Source organism: Streptomyces sp. NPDC018045 (genome assembly GCF_044327445.1).
Classification (GTDB): Bacteria; Actinomycetota; Actinomycetes; order Streptomycetales; family Streptomycetaceae; genus Streptomyces.
In genome coordinates, this window is record NZ_JBIRFL010000002.1 from 460,592 (window position 1) to 476,593 (window position 16,002).

Below are 16,002 nucleotides of genomic sequence, written 5' to 3' on the forward strand. Positions count from 1 at the left end.
GGCTGAACCGATGGCCGCAGTCGGCGAGTGGTGGCGGACCGTGGAGACGGAGCGGGGGCGCGTGCGCGGCGGGCCGGCCCCGGTGGCGGAGGACGAGGCGGAAGCGGGGCGGCAGCAGGTGGGCACCGGGACGGGAAGCCCGGCGGGTGCGCCGCCGGTGGCCGCCTTCCGCGGCATTCCGTACGCGGCCTCGCCGGTCGGCGCGCTGCGCTTCTCGCCGCCGCGTCCGCACGAGGGCTGGACCGGCGTCCGGGACGCGGCGCGGCCCGGGCCCGCCGCGCCGCAGAGCCCGTCCCGGCTGGAGCGCGTCATGGGGTCCCGGACACCCGACTGGGACGAGGACGGCTGCCTGACTCTCAACGTCTGGAGCCCGGCCGCCGCGCCGGACGCCGGCCGGCCGGTGCTGGTGTGGTTCCACGGTGGCGGTTTCACCAGCGGCTGCGGCGGCTGGGACTGGTACGACGGCGCCCGGCTCGCCGCGCTCGGTGACCTCGTCGTGGTCACGGCCAACTACCGCCTCGGCCCGCTCGGCTGGCTGTTCCTGCCGGAGGCCGGCGTGGCCGACCTCGGGCTCCGGGACCAGGCCGCGGCACTGCGCTGGGTGCACGAGAACATCGCGGCCTTCGGCGGCGACCCCGGCCGGGTCACTGTCGGCGGCCAGTCGGCGGGCGCGTACACGGCCCTGTGCCTGGCGGTCGCTCCGCGGACCCGCGGTCTGGTGCGCCGGGTCGTCGCCCAGAGCGGGCCGTGGGGCCTGCCGCCCCAGGACCCGGCCACGGCGGCCGCGATCACGGCGGACTACCTGCGCCTGCTGGGCGTGCCGGACCGGGCGGCCGCCCCCGGCAACGAGGCCGCCGCCCTGCGGGAGCTGCGCGCCCTGCCGGTGGAGCGGCTGCTCGCCGCGTACACCCGCCTGGCCGCGGACCGCGCGCGACCGGGCCGTCTGGCACCGCCCATGTTCCCGGTGCTCGACGACACCGTCCTGCCGGTCTCTCCCCAGCAGGCCGTGCGGGACGGCGGGCTGGGGGACACCGAGCTGATGATCGGTACGGTCCGGGACGAGATGACCGCGTTCCTGGCCTTCGACGAGCAGGCCCGGGCATGCACCCGGGACGACGTCCTGCGGATCATGCGCGAGGACGCCGGCGCCGACGTCCGCAGCGGTGGCCGCGACGAAGCGCCCGACGCGTACGACGACTTGGCGCGCCTGCGGCCGGACGCGGCACCCGTGGACCTCCTGGCCGAGGCCGCCACCGGCTGGATGTTCCGGGACGGCGCGACCCGCATCGCCGAGCAGCGTGCCGCGCAGGGGACACCCGCGTACGTCTACCGCTTCGACCGGGCCCCGGACGGCGACGACGGCACGCTGGGCGCCACCCACTGCGCGGACCTGCCGTTCCTGTTCGGGACGTTCGACGCCTACCCCGAGAGCCCGATGCTGGGACGCACGGGGGCGGCGGACCGCCGCCTGGCGCAGGCGTTCGGCGGCGCGGTCACCGCTTTCGCGGCCGCCGGCACGCCCAACGGGCCGGGGCTCGCGGACTGGCGGCCCTACCTCGGCGGGCCGGCGCCCGAGGTGATGTACTTCGGTTGAGCCCGGACGCGCCTCGCGGCGGTGCCGGTGGGGAAGCGCCGCACAGCGGCCGCTTCGCACGTGTGCCGAAGGGGGGAGTGTCCGATGCCCGGGACGTTCATCGAGGCGTACGAGGGGCTGCTCGACCGGTGGGGCGGGGGCGTCGATCACCTCGACATCCCCACCCCGTACGGCATCACCCGCGTCAACTGCGCCGGACCGGAAGGGGCTCCGCCCCTGCTCCTGCTGCCCGGTGGCGGGGACACGTCGGCCAGTTGGTTCGCCAACGTCCCCGAGTGGGCCCGCACCCGCCGCGTGCTGGCCGCCGACCTGATCGGCGACGCGGGCCGCAGCCTGCCGGCCCAGGGGCGGCGGATCGGCAGCGTCGCCGACCTCGGCCGGTGGCTCGACGCTCTGCTGGACGGCCTGGGCGTCGGGCGGACCGCCCTCGCCGGCCACTCCTACGGCGCCTGGATCGCCCTCCACTACGCCCTGGTGTCCTCCCGGGTCAGTCACCTGGCGCTGGCCGACCCGACCGGCTGCTTCGCCGGGTACCGGCCCGGGTACCTGCTGCGGGCGCTGCCGACGCTGCTGGCGCCGAGCCCCGCGCGCGTCCGCTCGTTCCTGCGCTGGGAGACCGGCGGCGCCCCGCTCGACCCGGACTGGCTGCGGTTGCAGGAAGCCGCGGCCGGTGTCGAGAAGGCCCGGCCCGTCACCAAGCCACGACCGTCGACGGCCGCCCTGCGCGCACTCCGGACACCCACGCTGATCGTGCTCGCCGGCCGTGGCCGGCCCCACGACGCCGAGCGGGTGGCGAAGGCCGTCTCGGGGCTGCTCCCCGACGCCGAGATCGCGGTGTTGCCCGGCAGCAGCCACCACGGGATGCAGCACCAGGCGGCGGACGAACTCAACGCGCTGGTGGGCGCGTTCATCGGGCGGGCCGATCTGTCCGGCTGACGCGACCGACCGGGGCACGGTGACGCCCCGCGGGACGGGCCCCGCGCATCGACCCCGGCGCGGCGACCCCCAGCGGGACAGGAAGCCCGCGCACTACACCCCGGCGCGATGCCCCTTCGGCTCGGCCGGTGCCAGCGCGGCCTTCGTCACGTCCGCGACCAGCTCCACCACGTCGGGCCCGTACGCCTGCGAGTTGACGACCTTGAGCAGCAGGCAGAACTGCCCGTCGGTGCCGTACCTGCGGGCCAGCCGCGCCCGGTTGCGCACCAGGTGACGTACGGCGGCGCGGTGGGTCACCGGGCGCTGCCCGGCCGCCAGGAAGACCGGGCGGCCGCTCTCGACGGCGGTGAGCCGCGCCAGCAGCACGTACTCCACCGCACCGGGCTCCATCCGGTACGTCGACCCCCCGACGGCGAACGTGCCGCGCCCGATGCCGTGCTCGTCACCGGGGTGCACGGCGACCCCCGGCAGCAGGTTCGCCAGATGGGCGGCCAGCCGCCGGTGCGCGGTCGGGTCGCCCACGCAGAACTCGGTGCGGGCGCCGAACCCCTGGAGCCCGGTGTCGTGCGGCGCGACCTCCGTGTGCGCGCCGCAGGTCTCCACCACCGAGGCCAGCCCGAGCAGGGCGAGCGCGTCGTGCCGCGGGATGCTCCAGTGGGCCGACGTGCTGTCCCGGTGGGTGACCAGCACGCATTCCGAACCGTCGGGCAGCCCGAAGAAGCTCTGCTCGCGGCTCAGCTTGCGGCGTGCCACGGCGGTGTGCGCGGCCCAGCCGGCCGGGGCGCCCACGACGAGGGCGGCCGCCGCCACGATCACGAGGAGCAGGGAGTCGTCCATGGCGGGGGAGCGTAGCGGCTGTCCGGGAGTGTGTTCGAACGCGGGGCGGGCGGCTGGGCGGCCTTGCCCGGGTCCGTACGGGCATGCGGGACACCGTCCGCTATGCGGCACCCGTACCGTTGCGCACCGGCGGGTCACTCAGCCGTTCGCGCCCCTTTCGCGCCGTGCCCTCGCGCCCCTCTGTCGCCCCCGTGATCACGCGGGTAGGCTCCGGCCCCTGCCGCCCGATCAGGCCAGGAGGGAACGCCGCATGACACCTGCCCGACGTCTTTCCGCACTGGGGGTGGTGGCCGCGCTCGCCGGTTCACTGACCGCCGTCCCCGCCTCGGCCCACGCTCCGCAGGCGCCTGCCGCCCACCCCTCGGCCGCCGCCCCGGCCAAGACCCCGCCGAAGGTCCCGGTGGCGGTCGGTTACGGCGGCGCGGTCTCCAGCGTCGACGCCGACGCCTCCGCGGCCGGCATAGAGGTGCTGCGCAAGGGCGGCAACGCCGTGGACGCCGCGGTCGCCACCGCCGCGGCCCTCGGCGTCACCGAGCCCTACTCCGCCGGTGTCGGAGGCGGCGGCTACTTCGTCTCGTACGACGCCAAGTCCCGCACCATACGCACCCTGGACGGCCGCGAGGCCGCGCCGCTCAGCGCGGACCGCGGCCTCTTCCAGGAACACGGCAAGCCGATCCCGTTCGACGAGGCGGTCACCAGCGGCCTCTCCGTCGGCACCCCCGGCACGCCCGCGACCTGGGACACCGCGCTGGAGCGGTGGGGCACCCGCCCGCTGCGCGAACTCCTGGAGCCCGCGGAGAAACTGGCCCGCGACGGCTTCACGGTCGACGGGACGTTCCGTGCGCAGACCGCCGCCAACGAGGCGCGCTTCCGCGACTTCCCCGCCACCGCCCGCCTCTTCCTCCCCGGCGGCAAGCTGCCGGCCGTCGGCTCCACCCTCAAGAATCCCGACCTGGCCCGTACGTACGAGGAACTGGGGGACAAGGGCGTCGACACGCTGTACGACGGGCGGCTCGGCAAGGACGTCGTACGGACCGTCCGGAAGCCGCCGGTGCGCCCGGGCGCCGAGCGCAAGGTGCGGCCCGGCGACCTGACGGCGAAGGACCTGCGCGCGTACGAGGTGCGCCGCCAGGCACCGACCAGGACCCGCTACCGGGGCCTGGACGTGTACGGCATGGCGCCCGGCTCCTCCGGCGGCACCAGCATCGCCGAGGCGCTCAACATCCTGGAACACCGCGACCTGTCGAAGCTGAGCGAGAAGGACTACCTGCACCGCTACATCGAGGCGAGCCGCATCGCCTTCGCCGACCGCGGGCGCTGGGTCGGCGACCCGGAGTTCGAGGACGTGCCGACGCGCGGCCTGACCTCCCAGCGCTTCGCCGACTCCCGGGCCTGCCTGATCAAGGACGACGCGGTGCTCACCAGCCCGCTGGCGCCCGGCGACCCGCGCCACCCGCGGCCGTGCGTGGCCGGCGGCCGGGCCGCCCCCACGACGTACGAGGGCGAGAACACCACCCACCTGACCGTCGCCGACAAGTGGGGCAACGTCGTCGCCTACACCCTCACCATCGAGCAGACCGGCGGCAGCGGCATCGTCGTACCGGGCCGCGGTTTCCTGCTCAACAACGAGCTGACGGACTTCTCCTTCGCCCCGGCGAACCCGGCCGTGCACGACCCGAACCTGCCGGGGCCCGGCAAGCGCCCGCGGTCCTCGATGACCCCGACGATCGTGCTGCGGGACGGCCGCCCGGTCGTGGCGCTGGGCTCACCCGGCGGCGCGACGATCATCACGACCGTCCTGCAGAGCCTGCTGAACCACCTGGACCGCGGGATGCCGCTGGTCGACGCCATCGCCGCGCCCCGCGCCAGCCAGCGCAACGCGGCCGCCACCGAGCTGGAACCCGGCCTGTGGAACAGCCCGGTCCGCGCGCAACTGGAGGCGATCGGCCACCGGTTCACCCGCAACCCGGAGATCGGCGCCGCGACCGGCGTGCAGCGCCTGCCGGGCGGGCGCTGGCTGGCGGCGGCGGAGAAAGAGCGGCGCGGCGGCGGATCGGCGATGGTGGTCCGCCCCAAGGGGTGACATCGCGGCCGCGAACGGCGGAAGGACCGGGCCCGGCGGCCGACGCACGACCGCGTCGGCCGCCGGGCCCGTCCCTCGTCCGGTGCCCTCAGGGCCCGGCAGGAATATAAGCGACTTAAGTAACCGTACGCTATGTTTTCCGGTGTGAACGACGACCTGAACGACGCCACCGGCGCTGCCCCAGGTGACGCGCCGGGCCGCACACCCGACGGCGACCTGGACGTGGACGCCTTCGCCACCGCGGTCGAGCACTTCAACCGCTTCTACGTCCGGCTCCCCACGCCGGAGAACCTGTCCTTCACGACCCTGTCGGTGCTGGACACCCTGGCGTTCGCCGAAGGGCCGATGCGGCTGACCGAACTGACCAGGACCGAGCAGGTCAGTCAGCCCGGCATCACCCAACTGGTCACCCGGCTGGAGCGCGACGGACTGGTGGAGCGCCGCCCCGACCCCCGCGACGGGCGCGCCGTCCTCGTCCGTATCACCGAGGCGGGCCGGCGCATCGGCCGCTCCCGCCACACGGACCGCACACGCCACCTGGAACCGCTGGTGGCCCAGCTCTCCTCCCGACAACGCCAGGCGCTCGCCGACGCGCTGCCGGCCCTGACCCGCCTGACGGAACTCGGACGGAACCGCCCGTAGCCCGGGGCCGGGGCCGGGGCCGGGGCCGGGGGACAGTCCCCCGCGGGTTTCAGCTTTCGCTGGGGGAGAAGCCGTCGTCGGCGTCGCCGCGGGCGGTGCAGTCCGTGTTCTGGTAGCGGTCGACGAAGGTGCCGGTGAGGCCGGTGAACGCGTCGTACGTCTGGTTCATGGGCAGGTCCTTGCGCACCCTGGACCGCAGTTGCACGTGGACGGACTCGCGGGGCTTCAGCGTCTTCGGGGCGGGAATGGTGCCGCCGGCTTTTCCATCGGCCCGGCGCAGTGTCTTCCAGGCGCGCTGCGCGGTGTCCCAGTACTGCAGATCGCCGTACGCGCCCAGGTCGCGCTCGCCCTCGTTGTAGATGTAACTGCCCAGCTTGCCGCTGAGTGCGAACGACTTCAGCTCCTTCGCCGAGGCGTTGGTGAGCGTGGCGGTGTAGGTCGTCCAGTCGGCGCCGAGAGTGACCGACTCGGGTATGCCGAACGTGCGGCCTACGAAGGTGTTGTTGTGGGGCTGCCCCATGTCGGAGCACTTCGGGAGGTCCGCGGCGGGGGCCGCCTGGGAGGCGGGCGCGGCGGCCATCGCCAGGGGGAGCAGGGCGGCCGTCGCGGCCGAGACCGACAGGGCGCGGCGCAGTTTCATGAAGTTCTCTTTCCCGGTTCTTCGGACCTTGGAGCCTTTGTTTCCGTGCCATCGCGTCCTCAGGCCCGTGGATCCTTGGGTTATCAGGTTCGTGGTGAAGGGCTTGGGTTCACGCGGTCACGTCCGTGGCGCCCGGACCGGCCGCGCCCTTGCGGCGGCGCGCGCCGATGACCGTACCCGCGCCGGCCGCCATCGCGGCGGCGCCGGCGAGAGCGACTGCCGGGAGCGCGGACGAGGAGCCGGTCGCGGCGAGGTGGGCGCCGCCCTGCGGGCCGAGGCCGCCGGTGGCACCGGAGCCGCCCGTACCGCCGCCGGACGCGGCGCCGTGGCCGGGCTCGGCCGTGCCGCCCGGCCCGGCGGTCGGGGACTGCGTCGGCTTGGCGCCCACGGGGAGGATGGTGAAGTCGTACCAGGCTTCCTTGGCCGAGCCGCAGGAACCGTCGCGGTTGCGGTAGTCGCCGGCGGCGAGCACGTACCCGGCGCCGGGCTTGGCGTTCTTGACCACGCGGGTGCGCAGTCGGAGCGTGATGGTGCTGCGCGGGCCGACGGTGAAGGAGCCGAACAGGTCGTCGGGCTCCGCGTCGTGGAAGGTCTTCCACTGTCCCGTCTTGGCGTCGCGGTACTCGGTCTCCAGCTCCCAGTACGGCCGGTCGACGTCTTGGGCGGAGGACACGTGCAGGAAGGGCTGGACCTTCTCCAGGGGCTTGCCGGTGGTGTTGGCGAGCGTCATGGAGAAGGGGGTCCAGGCGCCGCCCGCGGTCAGGCGGGACGGCAGCCCCTGGACGGCCACGCGCAACTGGTCGGACTCGAACGCGCAGGACTGGCCCGCACCGTCGGAATCACCGGCGTTCTTGCCTGCCCCGGTGGCGCCGCCCGCGCCGGCGGCCTCCTCAGCGGCCCTCTTGCTGGTCGCGGCGGCTTTCGACGGCTTCCCCGGGGCGGTACGGGCGGCCCCGTCGCGGTCCTGGGATGCCGGGCCACCGGCAGCGGCTCCGCCCGGGCGCCGCGGCTCGTCCGGGGTACCCGATCCCGCGCCGCTCGTCGCGGAGTCCGCCGGCCGGTCCGCCGGTGTCGCGGCGTCGGGGGAGGCGGGCGTGCGGGGGCCGGCCTCGGACACCGGCTCCGTGGCGAGCGCGGCGGCGGGCGCGGCCAGTACGGCGGCGGGTGCTATCACGGCAGCCGCTGCGGCGGCCGTCAGGGCGCGGCGAATCTTCATCCAGCAGTCCTTTCGGGTCCCAAGTGCCTCCTGGGCGGCACGGGTTGACGTTCGTCATGGTGAGGCCGTGCGTGACGCGGGGTGTGCGTGAGCGCGCGTGCGGACTTGTGTGCATGCGTACACCTGCGCCTCGTGCATGACCATGCGCACACGTGGGGCGCCTTGGCTGACGTCGTCGAGACTAGGTGCGAGGACGGCCGCGCAGCGCCGTCCGGGGGCGATCTACGTAACGCAGTACGCAATTTCCGCCTACGGGAGCCACGGAAGCCCGCGGCGAGCACGGTCGTCTCCGGACGGGCGGCGCGGCGCGGTGGGCGAGCGTCCGGGGGGATCTTGACCGGAGTCGTGTGTCCGGGGCCGGCCCGAGAATCCTGGGTCCTGTGCACACCGGACCTGCGACCTGCGGTCTTGCGATGCGTGCCACTCAGTGCTCGTAAACAGCAATGCGCGTACGGCGTCACATGCTGGCCATTAACGCCCCGATCGGTGACCAATGCACATCAAATCTGTCACTCTCCTATCGCAAGGATGGTCCGTACAGAAAGGGATCTGAGATGCAATCGATCACCCGGTTGATGTCCCGGGCCACCGTCTTGGCGACCACTTTCGGAGCCGCCGTCGCCCTGGCCAGTGGCCCGGCCGCAGCCTCGGTCGGTACCAAGGGATGGTCTCCCCAGTGCGACTGGGGGAAAGCCTGTATTCGCCTCGCGTCGGACGCCGGGCGCTGGTGGAACATGAACAACTGCGGCTACAACCCCATCAACGACCGCTACTCCTGGGGTAAGGCCCACGGCAACTCCTTCACGGTCACCTACGTGAACGGCACGTGGGACCGGGTCGAGGCGTGGACCGAAAGACCGCTGGACGGCAACAATACGGTCATCAAGGTGGACGTGCACTGCTGAGGCCGAAAAGCAGGGAGAACGTCGCCGCGGCGGGTGAAGTTGATTCCAACGGCTCGGCAGTGTGAATCAACGCGGGAAAAACGAGCCCGTGGATTCAGCGAATCGTGGTAGCCGTGCGCGGCGCGGGCGGGTCTCCGCCGCACCACGCAGGCGAACGTGCCCGTCGGCCTGCTGAGTTTTCCGGTCGCGGCCGCCCGCGGTGCCCGGTCGCGGGTTGCCCCGCAGTGCCTGTGAGACGCCGGTGACCGGCGTCTCACAGGCTCCCCTCCTCCCCCCGGTGCGTGAGCGCCTGACCCCCGTCCAAGCACTCACGGCACCGCCCCTCGTGGGGGTGGGCCCGTCCGCCCGCGCAGGGAAGGGCGCGGGGGCGTGGTTCAGAAGTGTGCGATTACCGCGGGGCTCAGTGGCCCATGCCGGCGCCGCCGTCCACCGGGATGACGGCCCCGGTGATGTACGACGCCTCGTCGCCGGCCAGCCAGCGCACCGCCGCGGCGATGTCCTCGGGGCGGGCCGTCCGGCCCAGCGGGATCTGCTCCACCATGGCGTCCAGGCGCTCCTGGGGGAGCGCCGCGGCCATGTCGGTCCGGGTGAGTCCGGGGGCGACCACGTTGGCGGTGATGCCGCGCGAGCCCAGTTCGCGGGCGAGGGAGCGGGCCAGGCCGACCAGTCCGGCCTTGGCCGCCGCGTAGTTGGCCTGACCGGCCTCGCCGCGCAGGCCGACGGCCGAGCCGACGAAGACCATGCGGCCCTTGCGGGCGCGCAGCATGCCGCGGGTGGCGCGCTTGGCCAGCCGGTAGGCGGCCGTGAGGTTGGTCGCCACGACGTCCTCGAAGTCGTCCTCGGACATCCGCATCAGGAGGGCGTCGCGGGTGATGCCGGCGTTGGCCACCAGGACCTCGACCGGGCCGTGCGCCTCCTCGATGTGCCGGAACGCCGCTTCGACCTGCTCCGGGTCGGTGATGTCGCAGGGCACGCCCAGCACACCGGCGGGCGGCTCGCCCGTGCGGTAGGTGACGGCGACCTTGTCCCCGTCGGCAGCCATGGCCTCCGCGATGGCCCGGCCGATACCCCGGTTGCCACCGGTGATGAAGACGCTGCGGCTCATGGGTGCCTCTCGGTTGCTGCTGGTGTGTCCGGTACTGCCGCGCACCCGGCTTCCGCCGGTGGGTGCGGTGGCGGTGCGCCCGCGGGGCGGCGCCGTGCGGGCGGCGCCCTCGCGCGGTCAGTCACTCTGGCACAAACCGAGTGATCGTTCTCGTCCGGTGCCGGTCACATGGGGTGACCGGCACCAGGAGTTCCGGTAGGCGGTGTGTCGGTCCGGGGAGCGTAATGGTGGGTTATGCCCGGCCTGGGGTGGTTTCCGGGAAGTGGGTGGCGAGGAAAGGTGGGTCCAGTGCGTAGCGGCATCGGGTTAAAGTCGGCCGTAACTTTTCGATCCCTTTACCGAATCGCGGGGAGTTTGGCGACAAATGTCCAGTAAGCACCGGCTAGGTGACTTCCTGCGCGACTGGCGCGGCCGCCGGGATCCCAACCAAGTGCCCGGTTTCACCGCCACTTTCGGCCACCGGGACCGGCCCGGCATCACCCAGGCCGAGATGGCGGCGCTCACCGGCGTCACCGAGGGCTGGTACCGCAGGCTGGAGTCCGGCCGGATCGAACGGCCGAAGGCCGAGTGGCTGGAGCGCATCGTGCGCATCCTCGACCTCGACGAGGCCCAGCGGCACACCCTCTTCGTCTACGCCAGGGGTCAGGTGCCGTCGCCGCTGTACCGCCCGGCCGGCTTCGTGGACCCGTCCACGTCCGCGCTCATCCAGGTCCAGCCCTGGCCGGCGTACCTGTCCGACGCGGCGTGGGACGTGCTCCTGTACAACGCGGCGTGCGAGCAGGACTGGCCGTGGATGAAGCACGGCGTCAACGTCATGATCTGGGCGCTGACCTACCCCGAGGCCCGCCTTCAGCTCATCGACTGGGAGGAGTCCTGGGCCAAGCCGATGGCGTCCCAGCTCCGGCTGGCCGCCGCCGAACAGCCGGAGAACCGCAGGCTGGCGGAGGTCGTCGCGGAGATCAAGGAGCGCGACAGGGTCGCGGCCCGGCTGCTCACCGACGACCTCACCACCGTCACCCACCCGGACGGCCACCGGCGCTGGCTGTACCTGCCCGGCCACGGCGACGAGGAGTTCGAGGTGACCTTCCGCTGCTTCGCGCCGCTCAGCGACCGTACGCAGCGGTTCATGCTGGTGGTGCCGTGCGACTACGTGGCGGCGAGCTGAGCCATGCCCTCGACCAGCTCGAACGTGGTGGACGGGACGTTCGCCACACCCGCCTCCTGGTAGGCCGCCGCGACCGCGGTGAACAGCCGCTCGGGGTGCGCCAGGCCGCCGGCGTACTCCTCCTTGACCAGCCGGGCCGCCTCGGCCAGCTCCGTACCCTTGCGGGCGTGGGCGGTGGCCGTGTCCAGGATCCGGGACAGCCGGTCGCGGAAGACGGTGACGCCCGCCCGGTCGGTGATGCCGCCGTGGCCCGGCACGAAGGTCGTGGCACCGGTGGCCAGGAGCGTGTCGCAGGCGGTGACGCAGGACGAGAGCGACCCGGACCAGACGATCATGTGGCCGCCGTCGAACAGGGCGTCACCGGTGAACACCACACCGTCCTCGGGCACGTGCAGCGCGACATCGCCCGCGCTGTGCCCGGCGCCGAGGTCGAGCAGCCGTACCGCCGTGCGGCCGACGGTCAGGTCCAGGCCGCCGGTGAAGGTCCGGGTCGGGCCGGTGACGGTGATGCCGCCGAAGTCGAAGGCGCCGAAGTGCTCGACGGCGTAGGCGGTGACCGCGGTGGTCGGCTCGCCGCGGCTCAGGGCCGACAGCATGTCCGGGGTCATCTCCTGGCACAGGTGTGCCGCGGACGCCTCGGACGTGATGATCTCCGCGTCCGCGACCAGTTCGTTGCCCCACGTGTGGTCGCCGTTCTGGTGGCTGTTGACCACCGTGGTCACCGTCGCGTCCGGTACGGCGACGGCGATCGCGTCCAGCAGCTCCCGGGTGCCCCGCAGCGTGAACTGCGTGTCCATCAGCAGCGCTTCGCCGTCGGACGCCACGAGCCCGCAGTTGCTGTACCCCCAGGCGGTGCTGTCGTGCGTCCACGCCCAGGTGGTCGGGGACAGCGGGACGAGGCGGGGCGTGCTCAAGGAAGATCCATTCTCTCGTGGGGTGGCGCTGCCGCCGGCGGCGCGGCGTACGGACCCGGCGGTGCGCCCTGACGGAAGAGGACACCCCGGCTCCGCAAGGGGCCAATGTACTCACCGCCTGCGAGAAACACCCACTCAAGACGGCTGATTACTCGCTTTCCGGCCAAGTCCGTCGCTCCACTGCGGGCCCGGCCCGGAGCGACGGTGATCAGTCTCACCCGCGCGCGGGCCGGATCGGATCACGCGGAAGAGGTCGGCGGCGGCGTGCAGGTCCGTGAGGTCCTCGATGGAGCACAGGTTGTCGCCCAGGGCCTCCAGTACCGACCCGGCATCGGCGGCGCCCGGGGCGCCGATGGCCACGCCGAAGACACGGAAGCCCAGCAGACGCCTGGCGTCGTTCCAGGCGCGCGTCCACTCCTCGGTGACGTCGCACTCGTCGTCGGTGAGCAGCACGATGTCACCGCGCTCGCGGGAGGCGTCGTCGAACTCCTCCGCCGGCAGCTCGCGCGCCGCCGACAGCGGCGTCTCGTAGCTGGTGCCGCCGCAGAGAAAGCTCTCCGCGAAGGCGAGGACCTGCGTGACGCCGACCAGCTCCCCGGTGGTCTCGACCTTGCGGGCACGCTCGCCGTCGGCCATCTGCCGGAAGCGGCCGATCAGCTCGGCCCACCGCGTGAGGCGGCTGGTGCGCAGCCGCTCGGCGAGCCGGGCGCGCCGGGCGGCCGCGGAGGGCAGCCGCTCCGGCTCGCCTGGGCCGCCCCCCACGCGCGCATCAGCGCGGCCTCCTCCCGCACGGCCTCGGCGGCCGCCGTCACCGCCTTCCGTGCGGTGGCCCGGACGCTCGGGACCGCCGCCGCGTGGCCCTGCGCGGCGCTCCGGGCGGCCCGCCGGCCGGCGGTCTCGGCGGTCTCGGCCGCTTCGGCGGCCCGCTGCACGGCGTCGGCGGCCGACGCCGGGACCGTACCGTCCTCGCCGGCTTCTCCGGCGGCCTGCCGGAGCGCCTCGGCCACGGCGGCCGCCGCGCCTTCGGCGGCCTGCCGGGCCCGGGCCGCCTGGTCGGTCTGTGTCTGGGCGCTCCGGGAGCGTTCCAGCATCCGGCGCAGCGCGGCGGCCTGGGCGAGTACGGCCATGGCGGCGGCGTGGGGGCCCCGGCCGTCTCCCGGTGCAGCTCGGCGAACTCCGGTGACTCCACCGGCGAGGTGATGACCTGGTGGTTGACCAGCCGGGACGGACTCATGTCCGCGTACTCGCGCAACCGCGGGACCGCCTGGTAGGCGGCCAGGAACACGTCGGTCAGGAGGTCCGCGGTGCCGTCGTGGCGCCCGTTCAGCTCCTCGGCCAGCTCTCGCAGCCCGGCCGACTGCGCGTAGGTGTCGTGCCACGTGAACCGGTCGAACCGGTCGGCGGACCACGGCTGTGGTGTGCTGCTCGGAAGCCGCGCCGGACCGCCCCAGCCACTTGCCGGCCCGGCGCGCCAGCTCGTCCGGCTTGCCCGGTGCTCCGTCCATGGCCGTGCCTCCTCAGAGCTGGGCCTGCGCCATGCTCGCGTCCACGCCGAGGGCCTCGGTGAGCACGCGGGCACGCACGGCGCGCTGACGGCCGGCCACCCGGTCGATGGCGGCGGTGGAGCGGCCGGCGCCCGCCGCCTCCTCGCGCAGCTTCTCCAGCCGCTGTCCCGCCCTGGCGAGCTTGTTGCGGGCGTTCTTGATGACCCACTCGCTCAGCGCCTCACGGGACTGCCCGGCCATGGCGTCGAGCTGGGCCGCCAGTTCCTCGACGGCGTCGGCCAGGTCGAGTGCCTCCTCGGCGTCCGGGTTGACCAGGTGCAGCACCTCACGCTCGACGGCCGGGCGCTGGGCGGGGGAGTCCCGCAGGACGTGCGTCAGCACCGACAGGTCGGTCTCGGCGGCCGCCGGGCGGCCGTCGAGGTACGCGGACGCCTGGAGCAGGCCCACCGCCTGCCGCCGGCGGCGGTCGGAGGCGACGAGTTCCTTGCGGCGCAGGGCGGCCCGCGGCGTGCACACCGCGGCCACGATCCCGTCGGGGACGTCCACGGCCGGCACCGCTTCGGTCACGGCGTGCTGCGACGCGGCCAGTTCGACGGTGGTGCGGGCCGGAGCCGCCGGGCGGCTGACGGCGGACCAGACCAGCGCGGCGACGTTCGACGGATCTTCCAGGTACCCGACCTCGAACCGCACCAGCGGCCGGTCGTGGAGCGCGGCCGAATCCTCACGTGCGCGGTGTGGAAACGGTCCGACAACTCGTCGCTGATCGCCCGAAGCCGGCCGGCCGTGTCCTGCGCGCCCATCCTCAACTCCCTGCCTGCGACGCCCTGCCGGGCTGACGAGACGGCTCTGCCCCCCGGGAGCTGCGGCGCCGCGTCAGATGGCTGACGGCCCGCGCCCCGCCTCCCGCCAACCCGCGTCCCGCGGTTCCAGTGGCTCCGTGGCCGGGCCCTGCAGGACGGCTCCGTCCGGTGCGAACCGGGAGCCGTGGCAGGGGCACTCCCAGGCCTTCTCCGTCGCGTTGAAGGCGACCAGACAGCCCAGGTGGGTGCAGCGCGCCGACACGGCGCGGGTGGTCCCGTCCTCGTCGCGGTACACCGCGCAGCGGCGGCCCTTCACCCGTACGACCGCGCCGGTGCCGGGAGCGATGTCCGCCACCGAGTCGGCGTGCGTGCTGCGCAGCCGGTCGCCGATGAAGTGCCGGCCGACCTCGGCCTGGTGCTTGAGGAAGGCGGGGGCCTCCCGTACGGCGCTCCACAGCCGGCGCGGGTCGTACAGACCGGCCCACGGCGGCGGGTCCCCGGTGATCAGGCCGGTCAGCAGACGTCCGGCGACCACGCCGCCGCTCAGGCCCCAGCCGCCGAACCCGGTGGCGACGTAGGTGTGCCGCGCGCCCGGGTGGAACGGGCCGATCAGCGGGACGGTGTCGGTGGCGTCGTTGTCCTGGGTCGCCCACCGGTACGCCACCTCCGTTCCGGGAAAGTGCCGGTGGGTCCAGGCGGTCAGGGCCGCGAACTTCTCGCCGGCGTCGGCCGTGCCCGGCTTGAAGGTCTCGCCCGTGACGATGAGCAGCCGGCGCCCGTCGCCGTACGGCGCGGTGCGGACGGACCGCTTGCCCTCCTCCTGGGTGATGAACATGCCGCCCGGGTCGCGGTCGGCGTCGACCGGCGCGGCCACCACCACCTCGCGCCGCGGCGACAGGCGGGTGAAGAGCAGGGCGCGGTCGAAGACCGGGTAGTGGGTGGCGACCACGACGTCCTGCGAGGTCACGGTGGTGCCCGTCTCCGTCGTCACCCGGCAGGGGGAGCCCTCGTGCAGGCCGGTGGCGCGGGTACGCTCGTGGATGACGCCCCCGCGCGAGCGGAAGTCCTCCGCGAGCGCGAGGAGATACTTGCGCGGATGGAACTGGGCCTGGTCCTCGACGCGCACCGCGCCCGCCACGGGGAACGGCAGCCCGGTTTCGGTGACGAAGGAGGCCGGCAGCCCGGCCTCGCGGGCGGCCGCCGCCTCCGCGCGCAGCTCCCCGGCGCTCTCCGGGTCGCGGACGTAGGTGAACGCGGGGCCGCGCTCCAGGTCGCAGTCGACGCCGAGGAGCCCGGCGGTCTCGACGACGTGCTCGACGGCGCCCTGCTGGGACCGCGCGTAGTGGCGGGCGCCCTGGGGCCCGCGGGTGCGGCGCAGCCGGTCGTAGACCAGGGTGTGCAGCGCGGAGAGCTTGGCGGTCGTGTACCCCGTGACGCCGGCGGCGATCCGGTCGGCCTCCAGCAGAACGACCCGGCGGCCGGCCCTGGCCAGCTCCCAGGCCGTACTCAGCCCGGCGATCCCGGCGCCGATCACCGTCACGTCGGTCTCGGCGTCCTCGGTGAGCGGCGGATAGGACGTGCTGGGGGTGGTGGTGATCCAGTACGACTCGTCCAGGCCGGGCAGTCCATCGTTGTCGGTCATGCGGCAACGGGTGCCCCG

12 protein-coding genes and 2 pseudogenes are annotated in these 16,002 nt (G+C 73.9%); 6 read left to right on the plus strand and 8 right to left on the minus strand.

Annotation, left to right across the window (positions count from 1 at the left end):
- Positions 1–10: 10 nt before the first annotated feature.
- On the plus strand, positions 11–1,594 hold the full coding sequence (locus tag ACH4EB_RS05995) for a carboxylesterase/lipase family protein (protein WP_398346107.1): 1,584 nt from the start codon (positions 11–13) through the stop codon (positions 1,592–1,594).
- 84 nt (positions 1,595–1,678) lie between these two features.
- Complete coding sequence (locus tag ACH4EB_RS06000) at positions 1,679–2,530, plus strand: alpha/beta fold hydrolase (protein WP_398346108.1); 852 nt, start codon at positions 1,679–1,681, stop codon at positions 2,528–2,530.
- A gap of 93 nt (positions 2,531–2,623) precedes the next feature.
- Here the strand turns inward: ACH4EB_RS06000 and ACH4EB_RS06005 are convergent, their stop codons facing one another.
- Positions 2,624–3,367 (minus strand): hypothetical protein, encoded by a 744-nt coding sequence (locus ACH4EB_RS06005; RefSeq protein WP_398346109.1) that lies wholly within the window; start codon positions 3,365–3,367, stop codon positions 2,624–2,626.
- A gap of 250 nt (positions 3,368–3,617) precedes the next feature.
- Here ACH4EB_RS06005 and ggt point away from each other — a divergent pair, with 250 nt between their 5' ends.
- Together ggt and ACH4EB_RS06015 are read left to right on the plus strand one after the other, a co-directional pair.
- A complete protein-coding gene (gene ggt, locus ACH4EB_RS06010; protein WP_398346110.1) occupies positions 3,618–5,450 on the plus strand; it encodes a gamma-glutamyltransferase in 1,833 nt (610 codons plus the stop codon).
- 144 nt (positions 5,451–5,594) lie between these two features.
- Positions 5,595–6,092, plus strand: coding sequence for a MarR family winged helix-turn-helix transcriptional regulator (locus tag ACH4EB_RS06015; RefSeq protein WP_398346112.1), 498 nt, complete (start codon positions 5,595–5,597; stop codon positions 6,090–6,092).
- 49 nt (positions 6,093–6,141) lie between these two features.
- Here the strand turns inward: ACH4EB_RS06015 and ACH4EB_RS06020 are convergent, their stop codons facing one another.
- Both ACH4EB_RS06020 and ACH4EB_RS06025 read right to left on the minus strand, forming a co-directional pair.
- A complete protein-coding gene (locus ACH4EB_RS06020) occupies positions 6,142–6,732 on the minus strand; it encodes a hypothetical protein (protein ID WP_398346113.1) in 591 nt (196 codons plus the stop codon).
- Positions 6,733–6,841: 109 nt separating this feature from the next.
- Positions 6,842–7,948 carry a hypothetical protein gene (locus ACH4EB_RS06025; protein WP_398346114.1) on the minus strand — a complete coding sequence of 369 codons (1,107 nt, stop codon included), beginning with the start codon at positions 7,946–7,948 and terminating at the stop codon, positions 6,842–6,844.
- A gap of 554 nt (positions 7,949–8,502) precedes the next feature.
- Between ACH4EB_RS06025 and ACH4EB_RS06030 the strand changes: the two genes are divergently transcribed.
- Positions 8,503–8,853, plus strand: coding sequence for a hypothetical protein (locus ACH4EB_RS06030; RefSeq protein ID WP_398346115.1), 351 nt, complete (start codon positions 8,503–8,505; stop codon positions 8,851–8,853).
- A gap of 400 nt (positions 8,854–9,253) precedes the next feature.
- On the opposite strand, the gene fabG is transcribed toward ACH4EB_RS06030, so the two are convergent.
- Positions 9,254–9,958 (minus strand): 3-oxoacyl-ACP reductase FabG, encoded by a 705-nt coding sequence (fabG, locus tag ACH4EB_RS06035; RefSeq protein ID WP_398346116.1) that lies wholly within the window; start codon positions 9,956–9,958, stop codon positions 9,254–9,256.
- 364 nt (positions 9,959–10,322) lie between these two features.
- Here fabG and ACH4EB_RS06040 point away from each other — a divergent pair, with 364 nt between their 5' ends.
- Positions 10,323–11,123, plus strand: coding sequence for a helix-turn-helix domain-containing protein (locus ACH4EB_RS06040; RefSeq protein WP_398346117.1), 801 nt, complete (start codon positions 10,323–10,325; stop codon positions 11,121–11,123).
- On the opposite strand, the gene ACH4EB_RS06045 is transcribed toward ACH4EB_RS06040, so the two are convergent.
- From ACH4EB_RS06045 to ACH4EB_RS06060, 4 genes and pseudogenes are all read right to left on the minus strand, one after another.
- The gene (locus ACH4EB_RS06045; protein WP_398346118.1) at positions 11,105–12,037 is read right to left on the minus strand and encodes an MBL fold metallo-hydrolase; all 933 of its coding nucleotides are present in this window, start codon (positions 12,035–12,037) and stop codon (positions 11,105–11,107) included. The genes ACH4EB_RS06040 and ACH4EB_RS06045 overlap by 19 nt on opposite strands.
- Before the next feature lie 237 nt (positions 12,038–12,274).
- Positions 12,275–13,542 (minus strand): annotated as a pseudogene (locus tag ACH4EB_RS06050) (hypothetical protein); the annotation flags it as partial.
- A gap of 12 nt (positions 13,543–13,554) precedes the next feature.
- Positions 13,555–14,265: pseudogene (locus ACH4EB_RS06055) on the minus strand (ATPase); the annotation flags it as partial.
- A 150-nt stretch (positions 14,266–14,415) separates the two neighbouring features.
- The gene (locus ACH4EB_RS06060; RefSeq protein WP_398346119.1) at positions 14,416–15,984 is read right to left on the minus strand and encodes an FAD-dependent oxidoreductase; all 1,569 of its coding nucleotides are present in this window, start codon (positions 15,982–15,984) and stop codon (positions 14,416–14,418) included.
- Positions 15,985–16,002 lie beyond the last annotated feature (18 nt).

Excerpts from the sequence above, each read along its gene's own strand:
- ACH4EB_RS06060 (WP_398346119.1), bottom strand. The coding sequence starts at position 15,984 with ATGACCGACAACGATGGACTGCCCGGCCTGGACGAGTCGTACTGGATC.
- ACH4EB_RS06040 (WP_398346117.1), top strand. The coding sequence starts at position 10,323 with ATGTCCAGTAAGCACCGGCTAGGTGACTTCCTGCGCGACTGGCGCGGC.
- ACH4EB_RS06020 (WP_398346113.1), bottom strand. The coding sequence starts at position 6,732 with ATGAAACTGCGCCGCGCCCTGTCGGTCTCGGCCGCGACGGCCGCCCTG.
- ACH4EB_RS06000 (WP_398346108.1), top strand. The coding sequence starts at position 1,679 with ATGCCCGGGACGTTCATCGAGGCGTACGAGGGGCTGCTCGACCGGTGG.
- ACH4EB_RS06030 (WP_398346115.1), top strand. The coding sequence starts at position 8,503 with ATGCAATCGATCACCCGGTTGATGTCCCGGGCCACCGTCTTGGCGACC.
- ACH4EB_RS06025 (WP_398346114.1), bottom strand. The coding sequence starts at position 7,948 with ATGAAGATTCGCCGCGCCCTGACGGCCGCCGCAGCGGCTGCCGTGATA.
- ACH4EB_RS06005 (WP_398346109.1), bottom strand. The coding sequence starts at position 3,367 with ATGGACGACTCCCTGCTCCTCGTGATCGTGGCGGCGGCCGCCCTCGTC.
- ggt (WP_398346110.1), top strand. The coding sequence starts at position 3,618 with ATGACACCTGCCCGACGTCTTTCCGCACTGGGGGTGGTGGCCGCGCTC.
- ACH4EB_RS05995 (WP_398346107.1), top strand. The coding sequence starts at position 11 with ATGGCCGCAGTCGGCGAGTGGTGGCGGACCGTGGAGACGGAGCGGGGG.
- fabG (WP_398346116.1), bottom strand. The coding sequence starts at position 9,958 with ATGAGCCGCAGCGTCTTCATCACCGGTGGCAACCGGGGTATCGGCCGG.